Here is a 25155-nt window from a genome sequence, read left to right as displayed (position 1 = left end):
ACAAAAAGCCCCCGGCTCGTGAGAACCGGGGGCTTTTTTTGCATCGGCTGCTGCTACTTGTCAGCACACATGATCGGCATCGGCTCGGCGGAAAATGCCAACGGTTCACGACGCCCGAAATACAAGGCGGTCAGCAGCCCCACCGTGCCCATGATCAGGCAGAAGCCGACACACACCCACGGGCTCCAGGGCATCAGTGCAATCAACGCCAGCGGCGTGGTACTGGCCCACAGCGCGTAAGCCACGTTGTAGGTGAAGGAAATCCCGGAAACGCGGATCTCGGCCGGGAACAGCCCGACCATCACCGACGGCACCACACCCACCACACCGCAGGCCAGCCCAGCCAGCGCATAGGCCAGCCAGGTCATGCCCCACTGCCCCACCAGGCTGGCATACAGCGCACCGATGCCCAGCGGCAGCAGCAGGCTGTAGATCATCAGTGCGCGCCAGGCGCCCAGGCGGTCGACCAGCAACCCGGCCAGCACACAGCCGATATTGAGGAAGACGATGCCCACACTGCTCAGGGCGAAGGTATGCCCCGCCGTCATGCCGAAGCGTTGCTGCATCACCGTCGGGGTAATCACTACCAGCACCACCACTGCGGAAGTCAGCACGCAGGTCAGCAGTGCCGCCGGGATCAACGCCGAACGGTGCTCGCCCAGCACCCGCCGTAGCGGAAACTTCACCGGTTGCTCCTGACGCTCGCGCAAGGCCAGGAACACCGGGGTTTCGCTGAGCCAGCGGCGCAGCCACACGCCGATCACGCCAAACACTCCGCCGAGCAGGAATGGGTAACGCCAGGCGTAATCGAGAATCTCCTGGGGCGTGAACATTTGCGCCAGCAGTGTCGCCGTCAGTGCCCCCAACAGGTAGCCAAAGGTCAGACCCGCCTGCAGGAAGCCCAGTGCATAGCCACGCCGCCCGTTTGGCGCATGCTCGGCGACGAAGGTCCACGCGCTCGGCACTTCGCCACCCACAGCGGCGCCTTGCAGGATGCGCAGCGCCAGCAGGATCAGCGGGGCCGCATAGCCGATGTCGGCATAGGTCGGCATCACCCCGATCAGCAGGCACGGCAAGGCCATCATCAGGATGCTTAGGCTGAACACCCGTTTGCGCCCAAGGTGGTCGGCGAAATGCGCCATCAGGATGCCGCCCAGCGGCCGCGCCAGGTAACCAGTGACGAAGATGCCGAAGCTCTGCAGCAGGCGCAGCCACTCGGGCATTTCCGGCGGGAAGAACAGCTGGCTGAGGGTCAGGGCAAAGAACACGAAGATGATGAAATCGTAGATTTCCAGCGCGCCGCCCAGTGCCGCCAGGCCCAGGGTCCGGTGGTCGCCGCGGCTGAATCGGGGCGGGCGAGCGGTATCGATGGCTGTCATGGCAAGGGTCCGCAGATCGGCAAAGCGCAAGAGGATAGCAAATGCCTGCCGCCTTGCCCCAGCAACGCCACTAACGGCTGAAGACGGTGTGGCCGAAGTTCCTCGGCTTGCGCGCATGGACCGCGCCACCCGCCAGCCCGGAAGGCAGGGCAATCTTGCCGACCAGCACAGGGCTGTCGATGATCGCCATGAAGGATTGCAGCGCGTCGTTGTCCGGTACCTGTGGCAGGCTCACGCTGACAGCCTGGCGCTCGGTCTGTGGCACGACAGGCACTTTCAGGTGTTGCGAATGATAAAGCAGGGCATGCTGGATCTGCGTGCTGACCCGGCAGAATCGTGCCAGGTCGACGCCCGCATGGCTGGCCAGCTCGATGTTGCCCAGCAGCAAGTTGAACGGTTGCAAGGCGCACTGCACCAGGCGCTGCAACTCCTCGAAGGAATCGACCGGGGCAATCCGGTAGTAGCCAAGGCCATTGAGCAGTTTTTCCAGCTGCAGGCGCTGCTGCGGGTGCTCGTCGGCAATCAGGATGCGCAGGGTCTTGTTTGTCATTGTCGGACCTGGGCCGTCAGGTGAAAAGGGACAGCTCCCTGACCAAACTGCGCCAGATACAGGCAACCACCAGGGCTGTACCTGGAGGGGTCAATTTAGATAGTTGTCGGGAAAGCGGGAGAAATCAAGTGGCCATCACACAGAATTTTCACCTGCCCTTCACCCCGCATTCAGGACTCCCACTGCCGCATGCGCACACGGCAGTGCTTCATGGCGTTGACGATGTGCTTTTCCACAAGGCTGCGGGAGATACCCAGACGCTCTGCAATCTGCTGGTGTGAAAGGCCATCGAGCTTGCGCAACAGGAAGCAGTCCCGGCACACCTTGCTCAACTCATCCAGGGCCTTTTGCATCAAGGCCAGGCGCTGGTCAAGCTGCACGTCGTGCTGCAATTCTGCACTGAGCAAACGCCCATCGGCATCCAGTGCATCCAGGGATTCGGCCTGCCGTACCTGGTGGCGCCGGTGCCGGTCGATCACCAGATTGAGTGCCGTACGGTAGAGGAACGCTCGCGGATGTTCGATCTGCCCGCTTTCGGTCCGCTCCAGCACCCGCAGATAGGCATCGTGGGCAACGTCCTCCGCAGCCTGGCGATTGCCCAGGCGGGTACAAAGGAAGCTCACCAGTTCGCGATAGTAATGTTCCACAACAGCACCTGAAATCGTCCTTGCAACCCACGTGCGGGACTGAATGATACCGGGCTGTGATAGTACAAATTATAACTATTCTCAGCAACTCGCCCTCTGCCCTCTCGTTCAGGCTAAATCTGCCTGGCCAGCCTTCGTTTATCTGGGACTTCGGTGCGCACCTCGATTGGCAGCGCGTGACCACTCTCCAGGCTGGAAGTCCGCATGAGCCGTTTAACCTCCCCCCGCCGCCAGTTCATCCTCGCTGGCGCGGGCCTGCTGAGCCTGGGTTGCCTGCTGGCCTGGCAAACCCTGCCCTTCGGCGCGCAACCGCTCGGTACCGTCACGGTCACGCGGGCAGACATCGAAAGCAGCGTGACCGCCCTGGGCACCTTGCAGCCCCGGCGTTACGTGGATGTGGGCGCCCAGGCCTCGGGGCAGATCCGCACGTTGCACGTGGAAGCGGGCGACCCGGTGCGCAAGGGCCAATTGCTGGTCGAGATCGACCCCTCTACCCAACAGGCACGGTTGGATGCCGGGCGCTTTTCGATCGACAACCTCAAGGCCCAGCTCGCCGAACAGCGTGCGCAGTTCGAGCTGGCCAGCCAGCAGCTCAAGCGCCAGCGCGAGCTTGCCGCTGCGGGCGCCACCCGTGATGAAGACGTACAGGCCGCAGCTGCCCAGCTCAAGGTCACCCAGGCGCGCATCGACATGTTCCAGGCGCAGATCCGCCAGGCCCAGGCCAGCCTGCGCAGCGACGAGGCGGAACTGGGCTACACGCGCATCTATGCGCCGATGGATGGCACGGTGGTAGCCGTCGACGCCCGTGAAGGCCAGACCCTCAACGCCCAGCAACGCACCCCGCTGATCCTGCGCATCGCCAAGCTGTCACCGATGACCGTGTGGGCCCAGGTGTCCGAAGCCGACATCGGCAAGGTCAAGCCGGGGATGACCGCCTATTTCACTACGCTGTCCGGTGGCAAGCGCCGCTGGAGCAGCACGGTGCGGCAGATTCTGCCGATCCCGCCCAAGCCGCTTGAACAAGCCAGCCAGGGTGGTGGCAGCCCAGCCAGCGCCGGCAGCACCAGCAACCAGGTGGTGCAGTACACCGTGCTGCTGGATGTCGACAACCCGGATGGTGCCCTGATGGCCGACATGACCACCCAGGTGTTTTTCGTCGCCGGTCAAGCCAGCCAGGTCCTGACCGTGCCACTGGCCGCGCTGGACGAAAACGGCGGCCTGTTCATGGCACGGGTGCTCGACCCGCACGGCAAGGTGGTGCAGCGCCAGGTACGCACCGGCCTCAGCGACCGCCTGCGCGTTCAGGTGCTGGACGGGCTCAGCGAGGGCGAGCAACTGCTGATGGGCGCCCCCAGCGCCAGCGGAGGCTGAATGAGCGCGCCGCTGATCGAACTGGTCGATATCCGCAAATCCTACGGTGGCCAGGACAGCCCCAAGGTCGATGTGCTGCGCGGCATCAGCCTGAGCATCCACCCCGGCGAGTTCGTCGCCATCGTCGGTGCATCCGGCTCGGGCAAGTCGACCTTGATGAACATACTCGGCTGCCTCGACCGCCCGACGTCGGGCAGCTACCGCTTCGCCGGCAAGCACGTGGCCGAGCTGGGCAGCGATGAACTGGCCTGGCTGCGCCGCGAGGCGTTCGGCTTCGTGTTCCAGGGCTACCACCTGATCCCTTCGGGCTCGGCCCAGGAAAACGTCGAGATGCCGGCCATCTATGCCGGCACGCCTGCCTGTGAGCGGCATGCCCGCGCCGCCGCCCTGCTCGCCCGCCTGGGTCTGGCCAGCCGCAGCGCCAACCGCCCGCACCAGCTCTCGGGTGGTCAGCAGCAACGGGTGTCGATCGCCCGGGCGCTGATGAACGGCGGTCATATCATCCTCGCCGATGAACCCACGGGTGCGCTCGACAGCCACAGCGGTACCGAAGTCATGGCGCTGCTCGACGAACTGGCAAGCCAGGGCCATGTGATCATCCTGATCACCCACGACCACAAGGTGGCGGCGCGGGCAAAGCGGGTGATCGAGATCCGCGACGGCCAGATGATCAGCGACACCGCGACCGACCAGGTGCCCAGCGCTCCGCGCCAAGCCTTGCAAGCCGACGACCTGCGCCAGCGCCTGGACCGTGGCGCGACCCTGCGTGGGGCCTGGAAGGGTGAGCTGGTCGAAGCCCTGCAAGCCGCCTGGCGGGTCATGTGGGTGAACCGCTTTCGCACCGCCCTGACCCTGCTCGGCATCGTCATCGGGGTCGCCTCGGTGGTGGTCATGCTGGCCGTCGGCGAAGGCAGCAAGCGCCAGGTGATGGCGCAGATGGCCGCCTTCGGCTCGAACATCCTTTACCTCAACGGCAAGCCCGCCACACTGGGCGAGCCCGCCGGCACCATTACCCTCGACGACGTCGCCGCCATCGGCCAGCTGCCGCAGGTCCGGCAGATCATGCCGGTGCTGGGCGAGAAGGTGATGGTGCGCCATGGCAACCACAGCCAGCGCTTCTACGTGGGCGGCAACAACAACCAGTTCCCGCTGATCTTCAACTGGCCGGCGGTCGAAGGGGCGTTCTTCACCGACGCCGACGAAGCCAGTGGCGCGGCGGTGGCCGTGATCGGTCAGAAAGTCCGGGAAAAGATGCTCGCGCCTGACCGCGACCCGCTTGGCCAGTACCTGCTGATCGGTAATGTACCCTTCCAGGTCATTGGCATTCTCGTCGGAAAGGGCGCGAGTTCCGGCGACCAGGATGCCGACGGGCGCATCGTGGTGCCCTACTCGGCGGCGGCGATCCGCCTGTTCGGCCAGCGCGACCCCGATTACATCACCGTCGCTGCCGTCGACGCGGCACGGGTCGATGAAACCGAAGCCGCCGTCGACCGCCTGCTGCGCCAGCGCCACCAGGGCCGTCACGACTTCGAACTGACCAACTCGGCCGCGCTGATCCAGGCCGAGGCACGCACCCAGAACAGCCTGTCGCTGATGCTCGGGGCGATTGCCGCGATCTCGCTGCTGGTCGGTGGCATCGGGGTGATGAACATCATGCTCATGACCGTGCGCGAGCGCACCCGCGAAATCGGCATCCGCATGGCCACCGGCGCGCGCCAGCACGACATCCTGCGCCAGTTCCTCAGCGAGGCAGTGATGCTGTCGATGGTCGGCGGCATGGCCGGCATTGGCCTGGCCCTGCTGATCGGCGGCGCATTGATGCTCGGCAAGGTTGCCGTGGCCTTCACCCTGCCCGCCATGCTCGGTGCGTTCTCCTGTGCCGTTCTCACCGGCATCGTGTTCGGCTTCATGCCAGCCCGCAAAGCCGCCCGACTCGACCCGGTCAAAGCCCTCACCAGCGAATAGCCCATGACCCTGCCAAGCCGCATCAGCCTGTTGTCCCTGTGCCTGGGCCTCGCCGCCTGCAGCCTGCCGCCCGCGCCATCCAGCGGCATCGCTGCACCCACCGCCTGGCAAGGCGAAACCCTCCAGCCCTCTGCCAGCTTGCCGTCGGCGCAGTGGTGGCAGGCCTTCGACAGCGCCGAACTGGACCGCCTGGTCGAACGCGCCCGGTCCAATGCCCACGACCTTGCCGCCGCCACGGCGCGCGTGCGCCAGGCCCAGGCCAAGGCGGTGATCGCCGGAGCGCCGCTATTGCCGGAGCTCAGCTTCGCGCTCGACGGCAGCCGCCAGCGCCTGTTGCATGGCGAGGGCTATGACCAGCTCGATGTCAGCAAATACGAACGGACCAGCACGTCGTTCGGCATGCAGCTGGTCGCCAGCTACGAGATCGACTTCTGGGGTGGCCTGCGCGCTGCCCGCTCAAGCGCCCTGCACAGCCTCGACGCCAGCCGCTTCGATCGCCAGACGGTCGAGCTGACGCTGGTCAGCAGCGTGGCCAGCAGCTACCTGCAGGGCCTGGCCCTGGAAGAGCAACTGCGCATTGCCCGCCTCAACCTGCGTAACGCCCGTGATGTCCTGGCGCTGGTCGAGACACGTCAGCGCGCCGGCTCCGCGACACGCCTGGAACTGGCCCAGCAGCGCAGCCTGGTGGCCGCCCAGGCGCGGCAAGTACCGCTGCTCGAACAGCAACGGCAAGATAACCGCGTTACCCTGGCCACACTGCTGGGCGACCCGGTCCAGGCGCTGCCCTCCACGGGTGAAGCGCTGGCAGCCGTGAACTGGCCGCGCATTGGCAGCGGCGTACCCAGCGAGCTGCTCGCCCGCCGCCCGGACATCGCCGCCGCCGAAGCGCGCCTGGCCGCCGCCCACGCCAATGTGCAGGTGGCCAGGGCCGCCCTGCTGCCAAAAGTGAGCCTGGGCGCCAACCTCGGCACCGGCGCAAGCACCCTGCCCGAGGTCTTCGACAGCTCTTATTACACCCTGACCGCCGGCCTGGTCGCGCCGATCTTCAACAATGGCCGGCTGCGAGCGGCGCAACAGCTGGCCCAAGCCGAGCAGGACGAGCTGCTGGAAAGCTACCGCAGCAGCATCCTGGCCGGCTTTGCCGATGTCGAGAAGGCCCTCAATGCCATCCACGGCGTCGAGCAGCAGCGCCAGTGGCAGGACCAGGAAGTCGAACAGGCGCGCCTGGCCTTCGACCTGGCCCAACGACGCTACGCGGCCGGGGCCGAGACCCTGCTGAGTGTGCTGGAAACCCAGCGCACGCTCTATCTCGCCCAGGACCAGCAGGCGCAGTTGCGTCTGGCTCGGCTGCAGGGCAGCGTGGCGCTATACAAGGCGCTGGGGGGTGGCTGGCAGGTAGCGAACGCGGACAACGGTTAATTCGCCGTACCCGCAACTCGTTCATAGGGAAAGCCGCTTGCAAGAGGATTTCCCCATGACCCGCTCCGCCAGCATGCTCCAGGCCTGCCAACAAGGCCTGCGTCGCCTGATCCAGGGCCAATCGCCAGGTGCTCGCCCGTACCGCGCGTTCGACCTGGTACTCGCCCGGCGCATCAGCCTCAGCCCATCGTTCGCGCGCCTGGTGTTCACCGGCCCGGATGTCGAGCTCATGCACACCCTGGCACCCGACCAGCGCGTCAAGCTGCTGTTCCCTGCCCCTGACGGCTCATTGCCAACCCTGCCCCACGACGTCCACTGGAAGACTGCGCACAGCGCGCTACCGCCCGAACAGCGCCCGCCCATGCGCACCTACACCATCCGTGCCTTGCGCGCGGATGCCCTGGAAGTCGACGTGGACTTTGTGCTGCACGGCGTCAATGGGCCAGCCTCGGCCTGGGCAACCCATGCCCAGGAGGGCGACCGGCTGCTGATGGTGGCGCCGAACCTGGCCCATGCCGGCGACCCTGGCGGCTATGAGTGGAAGCCGCCACAAGGGACCCGCCACGTCCTGCTGATCGGCGACGAAACGGCCCTGCCCGCCATTGCCGGCATTCTCGAAGTGCTGGCAGAGCAACAACCCGAACTGGCCGTGGAAGCCTTCATCGAAGTGCCGCAGGAGGCTGATTGCCTGCCCCTGCGCCACAGCACCAATACCCGCGTCCACTGGCTACCCCGCGAGCTGCTGCGCTGCGCGCATGGCCAGGCCATGCAGCATGCCGTTCGCGAACTGGCCAGCCTACCGCTGGAAAGCGCGTTCTATGCCTGGGTGGCCGGGGAGTCGGCGACGGTGCTGGAGATTCGCCGGTACCTGACAAAACAGCGTAGGCTGCAGCGCGACAGCCTGATGACGATGGGGTATTGGCGCCTGGGTGAAAACAGCGACTGATCAGGCTGAACGAGGGGGCCGCGACGCGGCCCTCACGAACTCAAATGGCTGCGGCAACCGCTTCGGCAAAGCGCTGCGCCACCTCATCGATCTGTTGCGCACTGATGATCAGCGGCGGCAGGAAGCGCACCACGGCGCCATGGCGCCCGCCCAGTTCGAGGATCAAGCCGCGTTTGAGGCATTCGCGCTGAACCTTCGGTGCCAGCACCCGATTGGCAGGTGGGTGGCCAAGCGCATCCGGCTGACCTTGCGGATCGACCAGCTCCACCCCCAGCATCAGGCCACGACCACGGATATCACCCAACTGCGGATAGTCCCGTTGCAGCCGCTGCAGATGCTCACGCAAACGCAGGCCCATGGCCTCGGCATGTTCGGCCAGGCGGTGCTCGACCAGGTAGTTGATTACCGCCGAACCGGCCGCCATGGCCATCTGATTGCCGCGGAACGTGCCGGCATGGGCGCCTGGCTTCCAGGTATCCAGCCAGTCGCGGTACACCACCACCGCCAGCGGCAGGCTGCCACCAATGGCCTTGGACAGCGTGACCACATCCGGCACGATGCCAGCGTGCTCGAAGGCGAACATCCGCCCGGTCCGGGCGAAGCCGCTCTGGATCTCGTCGACGATCAGCGCCACACCGGCCTGTTCGGTGATACGCCGCACACCCTTGAGCCACTCGATATCGGCCGGGACCACCCCGCCCTCCCCCTGCACCACCTCAAGGATCACCGCCGCCGGCAGCGGCACGCCGCTTTCCGGGTCCAGCAACAGGTTTTCCAGGTAGTGCAGGTTGGCCTTGACCCCTGCTTCACCACCCAGGCCGAACGGGCAACGGTAGTCGTAGGGGTACGGCATGAACTGCACGCCATTGCTCAGCAGCGCGCCCAGTGGCTGCTTGGGGCCATGGCTGCCCATCAGGCTCAGCGCGCCTTGGCTCATGCCGTGGTAGGCACCTTGGAAGGCCAGCACGGTGCTGCGCCCGGTGGCACCGCGCACCAGCTTGAGCGCCGCTTCCACCGCGTCGGTGCCGGTCGGCCCGCAGAACTGCACCTTAGCCTCACGGCGCAAGGCTTCGGGCAGGATGCTGAACAGGTCCTGGACGAAACGGTCCTTGACCGGCGTGGTCAGGTCCAAGGTGTGCAGCGGCAGTTCATCGGCCAGCACGCGCTGGATAGCCTCGATCACCACCGGGTGGTTGTGGCCCAGGGCCAGGGTGCCCGCGCCGGCCAGGCAATCGATGAACTGGCGGCCTTCGACATCCTCGACATGGATGCCACGGGCGCGCTTGAGCGCCAGCGGGATACGCCGGGGGTAGCTGCGGGCGTTGGACTCCTGTTGCTGCTGGCGTTGCAGCAGCGGCGAGTCACTGAATTCGTACAAAGGTTGCGGCGCGCTGGCCGGCGGGACCTGGGCAAGGCTGGTAGCGGTGGACATGGGTGAATCCTCGCAAGCAAGCGAATGGGCAGTTATCGCTTGAAAAACGCTTGAGTGCGGGGAGGATTTAGCCGTTGTTGCGGGATTTTGCTTTGCCTGTGCAGGCCTCTTCGCGGCGGTTCGACGCGAAAGGGCCGGCACAGGCAATGAAGATCAGCTGGCCGAGCGCGCCGGCACTTGCAGCAGGACCCGCAAGCCATCTTGGCGACTGTCGAACCTGAGGCTGCCGGCACAGCGCTGCACGATCGCCTGAACGATCGCCAACCCCAGCCCACACCCCCCGCTCTGCCCATTGCGCCAGAAGCGCTCGGTCAGGTGCTGCAAATCGGCTTCGGCAATACCCGGCCCATGGTCGCGCACCATGAACCCCACCTGCCCATCGGCCATCTGCACTTCCAGCTCCACCTCGGTATCACCCCCGTGGCGCAGGGCGTTGTCCAGCAGGTTGCGCAAGGCCGCCACCGCTAGCGGCGCAGGCATGCCCAGGTAGATCTGCGTAGCCTCCTGCGGCAGGTGCAACACGATGCGCCGATTGTCACCGCCACCCGCATCCTGCACCGCCTGGCGGGCGACCTGCTCGGCACTGCACTGCACACCGTCCTCGAACGACAGGCTGCCCTCGACCCGCGCCAGCATCAGCAGCTGTTCCAGGGTCCGGTGCATGCGGTCGGCGCCTTGCTCGGCATGCTCCAAGGCTTGCTCGCGCACCGCGCCGTCGGTCATTCGCGCCACCTGCAGGTGGGTCTTGATTGCCGTCAGCGGGCTGCGCAGTTCGTGGGCGGCATCGTCGGTCAGGCGCCGTTCGCGCTCGAGGGTCTGGGCGATGCGACGGAACAGCTGGTTCTGGGTGTCGAGCAAGGGTTGCAGCTCGCTGGGCAAGCCGGCCACCTGCAACGGTTCGACACTGTCGGCACGCCGTCGGCGCAGGGCGTCGCGCATGCGATTGAGCGGTTCCAGGCCTTTGCCCAGGCCGATCCATAGCAGCCCGAGGCTGCCGAGCAAGGCCATCAGCACCGGTGCCGAGGCGGCCAGCAGAATGGACTGGTTCAGCGCCTCGCGCTCCATGTGCCGGTCGGCGGTGGTGATGCGCACGTCACCGTGGTTGTAGGTGAAGGTGCGCCACAACGCGCCGTCGATGGTCTGGTCACGGAAGCCGCTGCGCTGGTCATCCATGGCACCGTCATGCTTGTGGTTGCTGGCGAGGATCTCGCCGCGCAGGGAACTCACCTGGCAGGCCATGCCGTCGGGCACGCTCAACTGGTCGGCGGAAAAATGCGCGTCTTCGCCCTTGGCCGCCAGCGGTTGCGGCAGCTGGTCGACGAGCCCGGCGACCATGCGCGCCGAGGCCACCAGGCGCTGGTCGAGGGAAAACATCATCTGCTGGCGCAGGTCGCGCAGCATCCACGCGGCTGCCAGCGCCCAGATGATGATGAAGGCGGTGCCGAGGATCAGGCTGAGGCGTACCCGCAGGCTCATGAGGCGGTTCTCTCGGAGGTTTGCTCTGGCGCCTGTGCCGGCCCCAGGCGATAACCCAGGCCACGCACGGTCTCGACGATGCTGTTGCCGAGCTTGCGCCGCAGGTGATGGATATGCACGTTCAGCGCGTTGCTCTCGACTTCGTCGCTGAAGCCGTACACGCAGTCCTTGAGTTGTTCGCTGGACAGCACCCGACCGGGGTTCTGCAGCAATGCCTGGAGCAGCGCCTGCTCGCGCCGCGACAGGTCGACCGGCTGGCCGGCCAGGGTTGCCTCGCAGCTGCTCGGGTCGTAGCGCAGCGGGCCATGTTCGATCACGTTCACCGCCCGCCCCGCCACCCGGCGCAGCAGGGTATGCAGGCGAGCGGCCAGTTCACGCAGGTCGAAAGGTTTAAGCAGGTAGTCGTCGGCACCGGCCTGCAGGCCATCGACGCGGTCGGTGACGGCGTCACGGGCAGTGAGTACCAGTACGGGCAGGTCGACCCCCTGCTGGCGCAGGCGGCGCAGCAGCTTGAGGCCGTCTTCGTCGGGCAGGCCGAGGTCGAGGATCATCACGTCGAACTGCGCCGCCTGCAGCAGGGCCCGGGCGCTGGCGGCATTGGCCACGCGGTCGACGGTCAGGCCCTGGGCCGTGAGGCCGGCGCAGATGCCGCTGGCGATCAGGTCGTCGTCCTCGCAGAGCAGAACGTGCATGGTGAGGCTCCCGGAGTGGTGTGGCTGGCATTGCACTATGGGGGGATTAAGGGGGGATTATGGACCTTTTTGTGTTCGCCTTGATGTTTTCAGCGCTCGATCTCAAAAGCGGCAAATCCCTCCAGCCCTACCCATCGCGGCAACACCTCAATCCGGCCCCACCACCACCAACAACAACGAAATAGACTATTCCTACAATCGACTCAGGAACTTCCCACATCCACTCCATGATGTGATTTCCCTGCACAAAACTGGCAGGGAGACGCCTCATGCTGCTCTGGCAAATCGTGCCCACCTGGCGCGATATCGAAACACGCATCACCGATGAAATGGGCTATCAAGGAGGTGCCCATTTCCGTACCTACCTCAACGAAGAAGTACCGTCACTGGCCCTCAACCTGCGCCGCGTGGACACCGTGCGGCGCGCATTCCACAAGGCCGAATGGGTAGCCGGCGACCTGCTGCGCCAACGCTTTGCCGACCTCGACATCAAAAACATCCTCAACGACCTGATCAGCGTCGCCGAACAGATGGCGATGATCGTCGCTGGCAGCGCCCTCACCGGCGGCCTGCTCGGTGCCGGCATCGGCGCTTTCGCGGGAGGTGCCGGAGCCATTCCCGGTGGCGTCGCGGGCACTGCCATCGGCTTCAAGGTCAGCGGCTGGATTCTCGGCGCACTGGGCATCGCCTCTCTTGCCGAATTCTTCGTCGACGGCCTGCCGCGTATCGGCGAGTACTACCTCGACGGCATCGGCATCGCCTGGGAAGGCACCCGCGGTGAAGAAGGGCTGAACGCGTTCAGCCAGGACAACCCGTTTGCCATCGACCAGGCAGCGCATTTCATCGCCACCGGGCATGTGGAAGTGGTGATGCTGCTGTTGGGCGCCATGGCGTCTTACCTCACCCGCGGGGGTGGCAACGCGGGTGTGCTTGCCCAGGAAATGGCCGCCAGCAAGAAAGGCTCGCGGATTGGGCAGTGGATGCTCAAGCACGAGGAGGCTTTGAAGAAACGGCCGGACCTGCAGGTACCGGAGCGGCGCAAAGGGGCAGTAGGTGAACCACCACCTGCTCAGCCGAATCGGTCTGCGGGGAAAGACAGGGAGCCGGCAAAGAGCAAGCCGGGTACCATGAAGCTGTATAACGTCGACTGCTTTAAGGCGGATAAGCTACCAAACTCTAAAATTGGAGAATTTGACCGCCAACTGGGCGGCCAAGAGAAAGGCATGAACAACTTAACCGTTCAGGAGTTCCTGCAGAACATTGCCGACCCTATACTTCGGAACCCAAACAATGCCAAGCGCGCGAGGAGAGATCAGGAGGATGCCTTCATCAACCGCTTTCTAGAAGAATTCCTTCAAGATTATGATTACTTGGAAGCAGAAGAGCTTGCTACAAAAAAGGCGAAAAGGGAGATGTCAACGATAGCGGCGCTTCATAATCCTGACTTGTTCGCTGGCGGCAAGGATGTCATTGGAGGCTTTGGTGACCGACAAGTCAACTCAACGATTGGCCCGCAGTGGAGAACCAAAATCCAAAGCCTTGCAACTGCAGCAGAAGCAGTACCAATCTCAATGCGAAATAAAACTTTCCTAAATGTAAAACTGCACAGATGCTAAACACCAGGAGTGAAAATGGACAGGTTATTCGCTAGATTAGCAGAAAAAATAGGCCCACCAACCTGCCGACAAATCGTGCCTAATACCAGCATTGAGCGATACAAGGGAAAACTACCCCATCAGCTCCTAGAACACTGGAGCCAATATGGATGGAGCGGGTTCGGAAAAGGCATCTTCTGGCTGGTAAACCCCAAAGAGTACGAATGCGTAGTCGACGCCTGGCTAGACGACACTGAACATTCGAAACATGACAAATATCACCTTATCGCACGCAGTGCTTTCGGGGACATGTATTTCTGGGGTGAAAAAACAGGCGCTTCACTAAAAATTACCAGCATTTTGTCAAGCTTCGTGACCCGAACATCAATTTACAGCGGCGAAGACCTGGACAAAGGGTTCCCCGCATTTCTTCTATCAATTAGTCTTGACTCCAACGACTACGGAGACATGTTCGAGCCCGCCTACGCAAAGCTGGGCGCCCTTGCTGCAGATGAAATGTATGGATTCACTCCCGCCATAATGTTGGGTGGACCGGGGTCGCTCAACCAACTTGAAAAGGTCAAGTCGGTGGAACACCTGAGCTTTCTAGCTCAACTTTCAGACCTCAGACCCTATATATAAACAGGAGATTCCACCCCTGGATAATAATCACAACCAAGACAGACTGGAGATCATAATGGATGAAGCATTTTCTGTTTTTATTGAAGAGTTCGGGGAGCATACGCACAGGCAGGAGGTACCCACATCGACCCTAGAGCGTTACAAGGGGAAGCTACCAGATAAACTTCTGCAGTATTGGATGGAGCATGGTTGGTGCGGATATGGCGACGGAATATTTTGGACCGTCAATCCCCAGGAATACGAAGGCGTAATCGCCTCACTTATTGCAGGCACCCCATTGGAAAATAAAGATAAATATCACATCATTGCTCGCGGCGCGTTTGGCGACCTGTATTTACTTGGGGAGAAAACAGGCTTTTCCGTAAAAATCCTGGCTCACATCTCGCGATACAGAGGTAGCAACTATGAGTTGACGGCAACTGACATGGATAGGGAGGTCCAAAGTTTTTTCCTCAGTAAAGAAAAGGCATCTGTTGATTTCGATGACATGTTCGAATCTGCAAAGAAAAAACTAGGCGTGCTTAAGCACGATGAAATGTATGGTTTCGTCCCCGCTTTGACATTCGGTGGGCCATGCGAGCTTTCCCACCTCGAGAAAGTCAAGACCATGGAACACTTGATGCTGCTCTCTCAGATTTGTCCCCTCACACCCTACAGCTTTTCTGACATCTAACCACACTCATAGGCGTGAAAAACATGAACGTACTCTTCTCCATCTTCCTCGAAACCTTCAACAACCCCATCGGCCACCAGCCCGTCCCGCCTGCCGCTCTGGATCACTACCAAGGCAAACTCCCAAACCAACTCCTGACCTACTGGCATGACCACGGCTGGTGCGGCTACGGTGGCGGTCTGTTCTGGATGGTCAACCCGCAGGAGTACGAAGACGTCGTGGCGTACTGGCTGGCAGGCACCCCCTTCGAAACCCGCGACACCTACCACCTCATCGCCCGCAGCGCGTTCGGCGAACTGTACCTCTGGGGCGAAGAAACCGGCTCAGTCCTAACCATCACTGCCTACGCGTCCCAATACATCGATGGCGCTTGCAGCTCGACCGACGAAGAACGAGACGCGAAGATCCAGGGGCTGCTCATGTGGGTCATGACTGAAGGAATCGACCTGGGCCTGTTCGAATCGGCCAGGGAAACCCTGGGGACGTTGGCGCCTGACGAGATGTATGGTTTCGTCCCGGCGTTGATGCTGGGTGGGCCTGCCAGCCTGGCCAATCTCCAGCGGCTCAAGGCCGACGTGCATCTGATTCTGCTTTCCCAGCTTGGCGAACTGGAACCTTGTGCATTCGATGATGAAGAAGATGAGTAGAACCGAGGCTCATTGGCGCAGAGCATCGGGCGTATCGACATCCCGCAGCACGCCAGCATCCTCGACTGCCAGCCTGACGCAATGGTCCGGATGGGCCTTCACGACCGAACGCGCCCCTTCATCGCCCGTCAGCCGCTCAAGCGCTGGCCAGAAATCACGCCCGAACAACACCGGATGGCCCTGCTGCCCGGCATGACAAGGCAGTACAATCGTCGACCCACCGGCCTCGCGTGCAAGCAAGCCCAGGGTCGCGGGCTCCACCCAGGGCATGTCACCCAGCAGAATCGCCACCGCCTGCGCCTCGCTGTCGGCCAGCGAAGCAGCGCCAGCCGCCAGGCTATGGCCTAAGCCCTGCGTGAAATCGGCACTGCCGATGACCCGGCACGCCGGTGGTAGCCCCAGCTCCTCTCCCCGCTCGCCGTCACGCAACACTACCCGCACGTCATCGAAGACCGTGCAGGCACGTTCGACACTGTGCACCAGCAAGCTGCGACCATCTGCCATCAGCGCGCGGCGCTTGTCAGCACCGAAACGCACGCTGCTGCCAGCCGCCAACACCAACGCCACCACACTCACAGCGCCGCCCGCCCGATGCCATTGCGCAGGCGCAGGATATCGGCGAGCACCGCCAGGGCGATCTCGGCCGGGGTCTTGCTGCCCAGGTTGAGGCCGATCGGCGCGTGGATCCGCGCCAGCTCGCCATCGCCCAGGCCGCCGATGCGCTGCAAGCGTTCGCGACGCTTGTCGGAGGTGGCCTTCGAGCCCATCACGCCGATATAGAACGCTTCGGTACGCACTGCTTCAAGCATGGCCAGGTCATCGATTTTCGGATCATGGGTCAATGCAACCACCGCCGTGTCGGCATGGCAACCGCCATTGGCGATGAACTCCGACGGCAGCTCGCGGCGCACCTCGATGCCGTCCAGCACCACGCCTTCAAGCACCTCGTCACGCGGGTCGCAGAGAATGACTTCAAAGCCCATTCCCTTACCGAATTCGGCGCAGAAATGCGCGACGCTGGAGTAGCCAGCCAGCAGCAGGCGCTGGGCAGCGCCGACACGCAAGCGCACGCGGCCACTTTCGCGTTCCACGCGCGGCCCCTGGCTGTGGTCGTCGACCACGATGCGCTCACCTTGCGGCAGGCTCACCTCGCGCAACAACCGACGCTGGCCACGCAGCGCGCCTTGCAGCTCACGCAGGTGGGCCTGCACCTCACAGTCGGCCGGCAGGTTTTCCACCAGCACCTCGAGCACACCGCCGCAGGGCAGGCGAATGCTCGAACGCGGGTCGCTGCCATCGCCATAGCGCACGATGGCAATCGGCTCGGGGAATTCGCCCCGCGCCACGCGTTCGAGGAAGTCATCTTCGACGCAACCACCCGACAGCGAACCCAGCCACTGGCCGCTGGCGTTGACCGCCAGCAGCGAGCCCGGCGCACGCGGCGCCGAGCCGTAGGTGGCGAGCACCGTGCACAACCACACCCGCTGGCCATTGCACGACCACTGCAGCGCCTGGCTGATGACCTGGAGATCGAGATGCTGCACGGTTTACTCCGCCTTCAGCTCGGCGAGCTGCTGTACGGTCAGGTCGCCGGGCAATCCACCCCAGGCCTGGCGCAGGTAGTTGACCATGTCCGTCACTTGCTGGTCGTCGAGCTTGTCGGCGAAGCCCGGCATCGGCTGCATGCGCTCGAAGCCGGTGAACTGCTGCTCACGGATACCGTCGCGGATGGCCTTGACCAGGTTGCGCGAGTCGGCCTGGCGCAGCACCGTGTTGCCGTTCATGGCCACCGCGATGTGTGGCTTGCCCTCGCCGTCGACACCATGGCAGCCGGCGCAGACGTTGAGGTACTGCTGATGGCCGCGCTTGGCGCTGTCACTCATCTGCTCCAGGGCAACGGCCTTGATCTGCTTGGCCGGCGGCGGCTGGTCGCCGAGCAGGTAGGTGGCCATGGCCGCCAGGTCGGCGTCTTGCAGATGCTGGGTGCTGTGGTGCACCACCGGGAACATCTCGTTGAACATGCTGCCCTGGGCACTGATGCCGTGCTTGAGGAAGGTGGTCAGGTCCGGCTGGGTCCAGCCGCGGTCGGCCAGGTCCTGGGCCAGCAGGCTCGGCGCCAGGTAGCCTCCGAGCAGGCCGCCGCTCAGGCGCTGGTCCTGCTGCAGGGCGCCGATGGCGTTACGTGGCGTGTGGCATTCGCCGCAATGTCCCATCACCTCGACCATGTACTGCCCACGCTGCCAGGCCGGGCTTTTGCCCTCGGTCGGCTGCAGTTGCACGCTCTTGCCATAGAGCATGTTCCAGCCGGTCAGCCCCAGGCGCACGTTGAACGGGAAGCTCAACGCCGTCTGCGGCGCCGGGCGGTTGATCGGCGGCACGGTCATCAGGTACGCGAGGATCGCATCGGAGTCCTCGCGCGTGATCAGGTGGTACGAGGTGTACGGCATCGCCGGGTAGAGGTTGGCGCCATCCTTGCGCTTGCCTTCGGTGACTGCGGCGAAGAATTCGTCGGCCGTATAGTTGCCGATACCGTACTGCTTGTCCGGGGTGATGTTGCTGCCATAGATGGTGCCGAACGGCGAATGGATCGGCAGGCCACCGGCAAACGGGGCACCGCCTTCGGCCGTGTGGCAGGCCATGCAGTCGGCGGCACGGGCCAGGTATTCACCACGCTTGACCTGCGCCTCATCGGCCGCCTGGGCCAGCGAAACGACGGCAAGGCCCAGGGCCAGCGCGAGCGTGCTACGAACGATGCCCATGCTCAACCCTCCTTGACCAGGCCAAGGTCATTGAGCACCGTGCGGGTGGCGTCGTAGTAACGCACGTACCCGGTGCAGCGGCAGATGTGGTGGCCGAGGCTGGCTTCGATACGGTCTTCCACTTCGCTCTTCTTCAGCGGCTGGCGCTGGGCGGTTTCCACCAGCACCGTGGCGGCGTTGACGAAGCCCGGCGCGCAATAGCTGCACTGGAAGGCGAACAGGTCGACGAACTTCTGCTGGATCGGGTTCAGCGTCAGGTTGCCGGCCTCATCCTGCTTGGCATGGCCTTCGATGGTACGAACCTTCTTGCCTTCGAAGTAATGCGCGCCAGTGATGCAGGTGCGCACTTCCTCGCTGGTGCCGTCGGGGTTGTCGACGATCACCACGCAAGCGTGGCAGATGCCCTGGCCGCAGCCCAGGCGGGAACCGGTCAGGTTCTGGTGTTCGTGCAGGTAGTCGATCATCGCCAGGTCATCAGGGACCTCGACCGGGCCGACCGGTTGACCGTTGAGGGTCAGTTGCAGTGGACGGTTAGCCATTGAGGGCCTCCTTGATACGGGCTGGGGTGATGGGGAGATCGCGCACGCGCTTGCCAATGGCATGCGCCACGGCGTTGCCGATGGCACCGACGACCGGGATCATCACCACTTCGGCGATGCCCTTGGACGGGTCGGTCGGTGACAGCGGCGGGAGGATTTCGCTGGTCTGCTTCCACACCGCCACATCGCGTGCGTGCGGCAGGCGGTAGCGGTTGAAGTTCCAGTCGCCCTCCCCGGGCCCGCCCTCGTACAACGGCATTTCTTCAGTCAGTGCATGGCCGATGCCCATGGCGATACCGCCTTCGAGCTGGCCCTTGACCAGTTCCGGCACCAGCACACGGCCGCACTCGACCCAACTGTGGTGGTTGAGTACCTGAACCTCGTGGGTACCTTTGTTGACCTTGACCTCGACGATGGTCGCCACCGGGCTGTAGTAGGTGACCATGGCGTTGTTCAGCTGGGTATCCGGGTAGGCGGCGTTCTGCCGGTCGAGCAGGTGATAGCCGTGGCTGCTCATCTGCGCTTTCTTGGCATTGACCGCGCCGTCGCCGTACTTCACCGCCACGGCATCGAGCGGGAAGCGCTCGCGCACGCCGTCGATGACGAAGTCGGCCTCGGCCCAGCTCCAGCGGTTGAAACCGTGCACGCTGACGCCAGTGACCAGCCCCATCTCATGGGCTTTCTGTGCCAACTGGGCGAACGGGATCGGCGACAGGCCATTGCCTGTAAGTTCGCCGTTGACCCACACCGCGTTCTCGCGGCGTACCACCAGCGGGTTGGCCTGGCCGCCATGCGGGCCCTGGCTCCAGATGGCCATGGCCGCCGGCCACAGGCCATGGTTGAACAGCACGCGAGCCGCTTCGCGGGTGGCGTGGCTGAAGTAGAACGCCGAGTTGGTCGCCGACGACGGCGAGGCCAGCTTGCCCACCCAGCGCGGGTTGCGCAATGCGGCGTCCTGCTCGGGCTGGCTGATCAGGTACGGATTACCGCTGGTGGTCAGCTGCAACTCCGGCCATTCGGTGACGGCGGTCTTCACCTCATCGGCCGAGCGGCCGAGGAAATCGCTGACCACCAGCGCCTGGGAAGTGGACATGCCAGTGCCCAGCTCGGTGCCGATGTGGCGCAGGCTGATGCGGCCATCCGCAGTGAACTCGACGCTCGCCATCGGCGACTCGGAGCCGGTGCCGAAGTCCTTCTGGCAAATGGCGAAGCCGACGCCGTACCAGTGGTCCGGGTCCTTGGCGTCCATCTGCTGCTTGCGGGCATCGCGGTTGCGCCACCAGTCATGCACGGCGGCCTTGTCGAGGATCTCGTACAAACGCAGGGCACCGGCCGGAACCGCACCCTGGGTGTTCTTCATCCCCGATTTCAGTGCGTTGGCACGGCGCAGGTCGATGGCATCGACACCCAGGCGACCGGCAATTTCATCCACCATCATCTCGGTGGCGGCCATGGTCTGCAGGGTGCCGTAACCGCGCATGGAGCCGGCCTCGACACCGCGGGAGAAGTAGGCGGTCACCGACAGGTCGTTCTGCGGCATGTAGTAGATCGACTGCGCCGCCGTGGCGCCCACCGCAGCCACCGACGGGCTGTAGTTGATGCGCCCGCCGCCGTCACAGCTCATGTCGGCGCGGAAGATCTTGAAGCGGTTGTCCTTCTTGTCCACGGCCAGCTGGTAGCGGATGTCGAAGGCATGGCGCTTGATGCCGCTCTGGAACTGCTCGTAGCGGTCGTTGGCCAGGCGGATCGGCACTCCGGCGCCATACAGCGCGGCCACGGCGGCGTAGAAGACGAAGATGTTGTTGTCTTTGGAGCCATAGCCCACGGTGTAGCCCGGGTGCATGTTCAGCGTGTTCAGGGCGAAGCGCGACGGCTTGATCATGTGCACGCATTCCTGCGCCACTTCGAACGGGCACTGGGTCGCAACCACGAAGTGCAGCGTACCGGTCGCCGGGTCGTACCAGCCGTTGCCGTTGTCCGGCTCCAGGGCAGCGGGCTCGATCGACGGCGTCTTGTAGCGCTCGTCGAACACCAGCCAGTCCTCGGGCGGGTTGTCCAGTTGCTCGCCCATGCGCTTGGCGTAGAACAGGCCCTGCTCGGTCAGGTCGCCGTGCTGGTTGGGCTGCTTCGACCACACCGGTTTGCGGTTGAGGATGGTCGGGAACAGCATGGAATTCTTCAGACTGGAGAATTCATCGTCGTCGAACGGCGTGGCGCCGCCCACACGCACGAAGCGGAAGCTGCCATAGGGGTCACGCTGGTACAGCGGGGCCTGGGCGCCGTATTGGATCGCCTTGTCATTGAACTGCAGCTTGCGCTTGGCCTGACGGAAGCGCTCGAAGTCGTGCCAGATCAGGATCGCCACCGGATGGCCGATGAACATCGGCACCTGGCCGGGCGGCAGCAGCGGGTCGGGCGAATGGGCCTCGGGCCAGGCGATGCCATCTTTCGCCAGGTCGGCGGCGGTGACGATACGGTCCGGTTGCAGGTCGGCGCCGAGCAGGCTGAGGTCATGGCCGGTATAGATGCGGTCGACCTTGGTCGCCTTGAGCAGCAGCGCGTGGCCTTGCTGGGCTGGCCAGCCGGGCATGTCCTTGGCGCGGATGTCGCGGGCGAAGACCTTGTTGCCACAGACCTTGGACAGCGCGTCGTTGCGAAAACGCGCCTTGCCGTCATGGTTCATCCACTTTTGCGGCGAGGTGGTGACGCGCTCCTCCATCAGGGCGGCGAATGCCTGGCTGCCAAGTGGCGCCATGGTCACGCCGACACCAGCGATCAGGCCGCCTTGCAAGAAGGCGCGCCGGGAAATATCACGGTTGGACATGCTTGATCCTCTGGGCAGAAGAATTTCTGCCCATCTTTTTTGATTCTTGTGCGGGGGACTCGGAAGGGTGAGAACCTTGTCACGCGGGTCAGGAAAAACTGACTTGTTCGTCAACTTTACAACAAGAATATGGGCATAAGCAAAGTCAAGCCGACAATATGTCGCGGCGTGTCGAAGACCGACATGCGGCACCGTAGCAGCAGCATCGACAGGAACGGTTAACCTTGGGTTAATCAATCCCAGCCAGCATGGCCACCATTCCGTACTGCCAAGGCGAAGACATGCGCATCCTTTTGCTCTTCCTGACGTTCCTCCTGGCTGGCCCGTTGCAGGCCAACCCGTTCGACGCCAAACCCGACTTCCTGCCGGTCAACCAGGCGTTCGTGCTCACCCACGACCGCCAGGCCGATGGCCAGATGCGCCTGTACTTCCAGATCAAGCAGGGTTACTACCTGTACCAGAAGCGCCTGAAGTTCGACGGCCTGACGGCCGAGCAACAGCCGCAACTGCCGCCGGCCCTGAACCACCACGACGAGTTCTTCGGTGACAGCGCGGTGTACCGCGACCAGCTCGAACTGCTGATCCCGGCCAATGCCCAGGGCCAGTTGCGCCTGGGCTGGCAGGGCTGTGCCGATGCCGGCCTGTGCTACCCGCCGCAGACCACCGCCATCGACCTGGGCGGCAGCGCGACGCCGGCCGCCGAACAAGCCAGCGACCAGGCACTGGCCAGCGGCCTGCAGAGCGCCAGCCTGGCCTGGAGCCTGCTGGCGTTCTTCGGCCTCGGCCTGCTGCTGGCCTTCACCCCCTGCTCGCTGCCGATGCTGCCGATCCTCGCCGGCCTGGTCCTGGGCAACGGCGCCAGCGCCCGGCGTGGCTGGCTGCTGGCCGGGGTGTATGTGCTGAGCATGGCGCTGGTGTATGCGGCCCTGGGTGTGGTCGCGGCACTGCTGGGGGCCAGCCTGCAGGCGTGGCTGCAGCAACCTTGGCTGCTGGGCAGCCTGGCCGGCTTGTTCATCCTCCTCGCCCTGCCCATGTTCGGCGCCTTCGAGCTGCAGCTGCCGGCGGCCCTGCGTGATCGCCTCGACCGCGCCGGCCAAGGCACCCGCGGCGGCAACCTGTACGGCGCAGCGCTGTTGGGCGCGCTTTCCGGCCTGCTGCTCGGCCCCTGCATGACCGCGCCACTGGCCGGTGCCCTGCTGTACATCGCGCAAAGCGGCGATGTGCTGCAAGGCGCGCTGGTGCTGTTCAGCCTCGGCCTGGGCATGGGCGTACCGTTGCTGTTGCTGGTGACCTTGGGCAATCGCTACCTGCCGCGCCCGGGCGCATGGATGAATCGGGTCAAGGGCGTGTTCGGCTTCGTGTTCCTGGCCATGGCCCTGTACACCGTGCGCAGCCTGCTCGCCGCCCCCGTGTTGCTGGCCCTGAGCGGTGCCTGGCTGATTGCCCTGGGCTGGGCCATGTGGCCGGCCCTGCAGCGCTTGCCAGCGTTGCGTGCCGTACCGCTGCTGGGCGCTTTGTGGGGTGGCTTGCTGCTGGTTGGCGCTGCTGCGGGGGGCGACGATCTGTGGCAACCGCTGCGGCCGTTCGCCGGCGGCAGCGCAGCCGCCACCGTGCAAAAGGCCGACGAGCACTTCGTCACGGTCAGCAGCCCTGAAGCCCTGCAACGCGAGCTGAATGCCGCCAAGGCCCGCGGCCAGTGGGTCATGGTCGACTACTACGCCGACTGGTGCGTGTCGTGCAAGGTCATGGAAAAGCAGGTGTTCACCCGCCCTGACGTGCAAACCAGCCTGGCCGGCGTGCACCTGCTGCGCCTGGACGTGACCGCCGACTCTGCCGCCAGCCGCGCCCTGCTGCAGCACTATCAGGTGCCCGGCCCGCCCAGCATCATCTGGCTCGGCCCGGAAGGCGAAGAGCGCCGCGCACGGCGCATCACCGGTGAAGTGGATGCCGCCGCGTTCCTGCAACACTGGACCCAGACCCGGAGCCAAGGCTGATGCTGACGGTAACTCTCGGGCCGCTAACCATGGCCCTCAACCACCTGCTGATGCTCGCCGCCCTCGGCGTCGCCTGCCTGGTTGGCTGGTGGGTCGCCCGGCGGGGCGGCGAAAGCCCGGAATCGGCGCTGTTCAACCTGTTCCTGGTCGGCCTGTTGTGCGCCCGCCTGGGTTTCGTGCTGGCCTACTGGCCGATGTACCGCGACGACCTGGTGCAAGTCATCGACATCCGCGACGGCGGCTTCCTGCTCTGGTCGGGCCTGATCGGCATCGTCCTCGCCACCCTCTGGCAGGGCTGGCGCCAGCCTGGTCTGCGGCGCCCGCTGGGCTGGGCACTGTTCAGCGGTGCGTTGTTCTGGGGCCTGACCAGCCTGGGCAGCCACCTGTACAGCAAGGGCACCGCACTGCCCGAGCTGAGCCTGCGCAATGCCGCTGGCCAGTCCGTGGCCCTGCACAGCTACCGTGGCAAACCGCTGGTGATCAATATCTGGGCCACCTGGTGCCCGCCATGCCGCCGGGAAATGCCGGTGCTGCAACAGGCCCAGGGCGAATACCCCCACGTGACCTTCATTTTCGTCAACCAGGGCGAGACGCCGGAAAACGTCACGACCTTCCTCGCCACCACCGGCCTGAGCCTGACCCATGTGCTGTTCGACGGCACCGGCGCGCTGGCCCAGCGGGTCGGTTCGATGGCGCTGCCCACCACCCTGTTCTACGACGCCGACGGCCGCCTGATCGGCAGCCACCTCGGTGAGCTGTCGCGGGCCAGCCTGCGTCATGCCCTGGAACCCTTCGAGCGGGCCAAGGTGCCCGCCCCTGCCGCACAAGGAAACTGACATGCGATTGACTGCTCTGCTACCCCTGTCCCTGGCCCTGCTGGCCGCCCCGCTGGCGCAGGCCGAAGACCTGCCCAAGGCGATCCAGCAACTGCAAGCCAAGGGCGCCGAAATCAAGGGCAGCTTCGATGCGCCCAACGGCCTGCGCGGCTATGCCGCCGAGTACCAGAACAGTGCCCTGGCGCTGTACCTGACGCCCGACGGCAAGCACGTGCTGGTCGGCAGCCTGTTCGACGAACAGGGCAAGGACCTCAGCGCCGAGCCGCTGCAGAAGCTGGTGTACGCGCCGATGAGCAAAGAGATCTGGGCGAAGATGGAGAAAACCGCCTGGATCGCCGACGGCAAGGACAGCGCGCCACGCAAGGTGTACCTGTTCAGCGACCCCAACTGCCCGTACTGCAACATGTTCTGGGAGCAGGCGCGGCCCTGGGTAGACTCGGGCAAGGTGCAGTTGCGCCATATCATGGTCGGCATCATCCGCGAGGACAGCCCGGGCAAGTCGGCGGCACTGCTGGCCGCCAAGGACCCGGCCAAGGCGCTGCATGAGCACGAGAAAGCGGGCAAGGCGAGTGCCTTGAAGCCGCTGGACAAGGTGCCAGATGCCGTGCAGCAGAAGCTGGCGGCGAACATGGCGCTGATGGATGAGATGGGGCTGCAGGCGACGCCAGCGATCTTCTATCAGGATGAGCAGGGCAACCTGCAGAGCCAGCAAGGGGCACCGCGGCCCGAGTTGCTCGGGAAGATTCTCGGCAAGCGCTGAGTTCCAGCT

The 25155-nt window shown here is 64.4% G+C and carries 22 protein-coding genes; 11 read left to right on the top strand and 11 right to left on the bottom strand.

Going from position 1 to position 25155, the window contains the following annotated elements:
- Window positions 1–53 precede the first annotated feature (53 nt).
- From J7573_RS16935 to J7573_RS16925, 3 genes are all read right to left on the bottom strand, one after another.
- Window positions 54–1379 (bottom strand): MFS transporter, encoded by a 1326-nt coding sequence (locus J7573_RS16935; RefSeq protein ID WP_294337550.1) that lies wholly within the window; start codon window positions 1377–1379, stop codon window positions 54–56.
- A 70-nt stretch (window positions 1380–1449) separates the two neighbouring features.
- Entirely contained in the window at window positions 1450–1929 is a 480-nt protein-coding gene (locus J7573_RS16930) for a histidine kinase (RefSeq protein ID WP_294337546.1), read from the bottom strand.
- Window positions 1930–2099: 170 nt separating this feature from the next.
- The gene (locus tag J7573_RS16925) at window positions 2100–2576 is read right to left on the bottom strand and encodes a sigma-70 family RNA polymerase sigma factor (RefSeq protein WP_294337544.1); all 477 of its coding nucleotides are present in this window, start codon (window positions 2574–2576) and stop codon (window positions 2100–2102) included.
- A gap of 204 nt (window positions 2577–2780) precedes the next feature.
- Between J7573_RS16925 and J7573_RS16920 the strand changes: the two genes are divergently transcribed.
- The 4 genes from J7573_RS16920 to J7573_RS16905 are packed head-to-tail and all read left to right on the top strand — an operon-like array spanning window position 2781 to window position 8277.
- Window positions 2781–3947, top strand: coding sequence for an efflux RND transporter periplasmic adaptor subunit (locus tag J7573_RS16920; RefSeq protein ID WP_294337542.1), 1167 nt, complete (start codon window positions 2781–2783; stop codon window positions 3945–3947).
- Window positions 3948–5912 carry a MacB family efflux pump subunit gene (locus J7573_RS16915; protein WP_294337539.1) on the top strand — a complete coding sequence of 655 codons (1965 nt, stop codon included), beginning with the start codon at window positions 3948–3950 and terminating at the stop codon, window positions 5910–5912.
- Between the two features lie 3 nt (window positions 5913–5915).
- Window positions 5916–7331 (top strand): efflux transporter outer membrane subunit, encoded by a 1416-nt coding sequence (locus J7573_RS16910; protein ID WP_294337536.1) that lies wholly within the window; start codon window positions 5916–5918, stop codon window positions 7329–7331.
- Window positions 7332–7386: 55 nt separating this feature from the next.
- The gene (locus J7573_RS16905) at window positions 7387–8277 is read left to right on the top strand and encodes a siderophore-interacting protein (protein ID WP_294337533.1); all 891 of its coding nucleotides are present in this window, start codon (window positions 7387–7389) and stop codon (window positions 8275–8277) included.
- A gap of 40 nt (window positions 8278–8317) precedes the next feature.
- Here the strand turns inward: J7573_RS16905 and J7573_RS16900 are convergent, their stop codons facing one another.
- The 3 genes from J7573_RS16900 to J7573_RS16890 all read right to left on the bottom strand — a co-directional run bounded on the left by J7573_RS16900 (window position 8318) and on the right by J7573_RS16890 (window position 11877).
- Window positions 8318–9709, bottom strand: a complete 1392-nt coding sequence (locus J7573_RS16900) for an aspartate aminotransferase family protein (RefSeq protein WP_294337531.1) — start codon at window positions 9707–9709, stop codon at window positions 8318–8320.
- 153 nt (window positions 9710–9862) lie between these two features.
- Complete coding sequence (locus J7573_RS16895) at window positions 9863–11185, bottom strand: ATP-binding protein (RefSeq protein WP_294337529.1); 1323 nt, start codon at window positions 11183–11185, stop codon at window positions 9863–9865.
- A complete protein-coding gene (locus J7573_RS16890) occupies window positions 11182–11877 on the bottom strand; it encodes a response regulator transcription factor (protein ID WP_294337528.1) in 696 nt (231 codons plus the stop codon). The genes J7573_RS16895 and J7573_RS16890 overlap by 4 nt, the downstream gene beginning before the upstream one ends.
- A 269-nt stretch (window positions 11878–12146) precedes the next feature.
- On the opposite strand from J7573_RS16890, the gene J7573_RS16885 reads away from it, so the two are divergent.
- The 4 genes from J7573_RS16885 to J7573_RS16870 are packed head-to-tail and all read left to right on the top strand — an operon-like array spanning window position 12147 to window position 15434.
- Complete coding sequence (locus tag J7573_RS16885; RefSeq protein ID WP_294337526.1) at window positions 12147–13493, top strand: DUF6861 domain-containing protein; 1347 nt, start codon at window positions 12147–12149, stop codon at window positions 13491–13493.
- 15 nt (window positions 13494–13508) lie between these two features.
- A complete protein-coding gene (locus J7573_RS16880) occupies window positions 13509–14114 on the top strand; it encodes a GAD-like domain-containing protein (RefSeq protein WP_294337523.1) in 606 nt (201 codons plus the stop codon).
- A gap of 55 nt (window positions 14115–14169) precedes the next feature.
- Window positions 14170–14787, top strand: coding sequence for a GAD-like domain-containing protein (locus J7573_RS16875; RefSeq protein WP_294337522.1), 618 nt, complete (start codon window positions 14170–14172; stop codon window positions 14785–14787).
- A gap of 23 nt (window positions 14788–14810) precedes the next feature.
- Window positions 14811–15434, top strand: coding sequence for a GAD-like domain-containing protein (locus tag J7573_RS16870; protein ID WP_294337520.1), 624 nt, complete (start codon window positions 14811–14813; stop codon window positions 15432–15434).
- Window positions 15435–15443: 9 nt separating this feature from the next.
- Here the strand turns inward: J7573_RS16870 and J7573_RS16865 are convergent, their stop codons facing one another.
- The 5 genes from J7573_RS16865 to J7573_RS16845 are packed head-to-tail and all read right to left on the bottom strand — an operon-like array spanning window position 15444 to window position 21556.
- Complete coding sequence (locus tag J7573_RS16865) at window positions 15444–16010, bottom strand: nucleotidyltransferase family protein (protein WP_294337519.1); 567 nt, start codon at window positions 16008–16010, stop codon at window positions 15444–15446.
- Window positions 16007–16978 carry an XdhC family protein gene (locus J7573_RS16860; protein WP_294337517.1) on the bottom strand — a complete coding sequence of 324 codons (972 nt, stop codon included), beginning with the start codon at window positions 16976–16978 and terminating at the stop codon, window positions 16007–16009. The genes J7573_RS16865 and J7573_RS16860 overlap by 4 nt, the downstream gene beginning before the upstream one ends.
- Window positions 16979–16981: 3 nt before the next feature.
- Window positions 16982–18193, bottom strand: a complete 1212-nt coding sequence (locus tag J7573_RS16855) for a cytochrome c (protein WP_294337516.1) — start codon at window positions 18191–18193, stop codon at window positions 16982–16984.
- Between the two features lie 2 nt (window positions 18194–18195).
- Window positions 18196–18732 carry a (2Fe-2S)-binding protein gene (locus J7573_RS16850; protein ID WP_013973477.1) on the bottom strand — a complete coding sequence of 179 codons (537 nt, stop codon included), beginning with the start codon at window positions 18730–18732 and terminating at the stop codon, window positions 18196–18198.
- The gene (locus tag J7573_RS16845) at window positions 18725–21556 is read right to left on the bottom strand and encodes a xanthine dehydrogenase family protein molybdopterin-binding subunit (protein ID WP_294337501.1); all 2832 of its coding nucleotides are present in this window, start codon (window positions 21554–21556) and stop codon (window positions 18725–18727) included. Before J7573_RS16845 ends, J7573_RS16850 begins: the two co-directional genes overlap by 8 nt.
- Before the next feature lie 281 nt (window positions 21557–21837).
- Between J7573_RS16845 and dsbD the strand changes: the two genes are divergently transcribed.
- The 3 genes from dsbD to dsbG are packed head-to-tail and all read left to right on the top strand — an operon-like array spanning window position 21838 to window position 25146.
- On the top strand, window positions 21838–23550 hold the full coding sequence (gene dsbD, locus J7573_RS16840) for a protein-disulfide reductase DsbD (RefSeq protein ID WP_294337499.1): 1713 nt from the start codon (window positions 21838–21840) through the stop codon (window positions 23548–23550).
- Complete coding sequence (locus J7573_RS16835; protein ID WP_294337498.1) at window positions 23550–24386, top strand: TlpA family protein disulfide reductase; 837 nt, start codon at window positions 23550–23552, stop codon at window positions 24384–24386. The genes dsbD and J7573_RS16835 overlap by 1 nt, the downstream gene beginning before the upstream one ends.
- Window position 24387: 1 nt before the next feature.
- Complete coding sequence (dsbG, locus tag J7573_RS16830; RefSeq protein ID WP_294337496.1) at window positions 24388–25146, top strand: thiol:disulfide interchange protein DsbG; 759 nt, start codon at window positions 24388–24390, stop codon at window positions 25144–25146.
- Window positions 25147–25155: the final 9 nt, after the last annotated feature.

It is taken from the genome of Pseudomonas sp., from assembly GCF_017744435.1.
GTDB lineage: Bacteria > Pseudomonadota > Gammaproteobacteria > Pseudomonadales > Pseudomonadaceae > Aquipseudomonas.
This window is presented reverse-complemented; position numbering and strand designations above follow the sequence as displayed.

What these genes read in the sequence shown, in the direction of transcription:
- J7573_RS16890 (WP_294337528.1), bottom strand. Translation starts at nt 11,877, where the DNA reads ATGCACGTTCTGCTCTGCGAGGACGACGACCTGATCGCCAGCGGCATC.
- J7573_RS16885 (WP_294337526.1), top strand. Translation starts at nt 12,147, where the DNA reads ATGCTGCTCTGGCAAATCGTGCCCACCTGGCGCGATATCGAAACACGC.
- J7573_RS16935 (WP_294337550.1), bottom strand. Translation starts at nt 1,379, where the DNA reads ATGACAGCCATCGATACCGCTCGCCCGCCCCGATTCAGCCGCGGCGAC.
- J7573_RS16920 (WP_294337542.1), top strand. Translation starts at nt 2,781, where the DNA reads ATGAGCCGTTTAACCTCCCCCCGCCGCCAGTTCATCCTCGCTGGCGCG.
- J7573_RS16855 (WP_294337516.1), bottom strand. Translation starts at nt 18,193, where the DNA reads ATGGGCATCGTTCGTAGCACGCTCGCGCTGGCCCTGGGCCTTGCCGTC.
- dsbG (WP_294337496.1), top strand. Translation starts at nt 24,388, where the DNA reads ATGCGATTGACTGCTCTGCTACCCCTGTCCCTGGCCCTGCTGGCCGCC.
- J7573_RS16900 (WP_294337531.1), bottom strand. Translation starts at nt 9,709, where the DNA reads ATGTCCACCGCTACCAGCCTTGCCCAGGTCCCGCCGGCCAGCGCGCCG.
- J7573_RS16930 (WP_294337546.1), bottom strand. Translation starts at nt 1,929, where the DNA reads ATGACAAACAAGACCCTGCGCATCCTGATTGCCGACGAGCACCCGCAG.
- J7573_RS16870 (WP_294337520.1), top strand. Translation starts at nt 14,811, where the DNA reads ATGAACGTACTCTTCTCCATCTTCCTCGAAACCTTCAACAACCCCATC.
- J7573_RS16895 (WP_294337529.1), bottom strand. Translation starts at nt 11,185, where the DNA reads ATGAGCCTGCGGGTACGCCTCAGCCTGATCCTCGGCACCGCCTTCATC.
- J7573_RS16915 (WP_294337539.1), top strand. Translation starts at nt 3,948, where the DNA reads ATGAGCGCGCCGCTGATCGAACTGGTCGATATCCGCAAATCCTACGGT.
- J7573_RS16850 (WP_013973477.1), bottom strand. Translation starts at nt 18,732, where the DNA reads ATGGCTAACCGTCCACTGCAACTGACCCTCAACGGTCAACCGGTCGGC.
- J7573_RS16875 (WP_294337522.1), top strand. Translation starts at nt 14,170, where the DNA reads ATGGATGAAGCATTTTCTGTTTTTATTGAAGAGTTCGGGGAGCATACG.
- J7573_RS16835 (WP_294337498.1), top strand. Translation starts at nt 23,550, where the DNA reads ATGCTGACGGTAACTCTCGGGCCGCTAACCATGGCCCTCAACCACCTG.
- J7573_RS16845 (WP_294337501.1), bottom strand. Translation starts at nt 21,556, where the DNA reads ATGTCCAACCGTGATATTTCCCGGCGCGCCTTCTTGCAAGGCGGCCTG.
- dsbD (WP_294337499.1), top strand. Translation starts at nt 21,838, where the DNA reads ATGCGCATCCTTTTGCTCTTCCTGACGTTCCTCCTGGCTGGCCCGTTG.
- J7573_RS16905 (WP_294337533.1), top strand. Translation starts at nt 7,387, where the DNA reads ATGACCCGCTCCGCCAGCATGCTCCAGGCCTGCCAACAAGGCCTGCGT.
- J7573_RS16880 (WP_294337523.1), top strand. Translation starts at nt 13,509, where the DNA reads ATGGACAGGTTATTCGCTAGATTAGCAGAAAAAATAGGCCCACCAACC.
- J7573_RS16910 (WP_294337536.1), top strand. Translation starts at nt 5,916, where the DNA reads ATGACCCTGCCAAGCCGCATCAGCCTGTTGTCCCTGTGCCTGGGCCTC.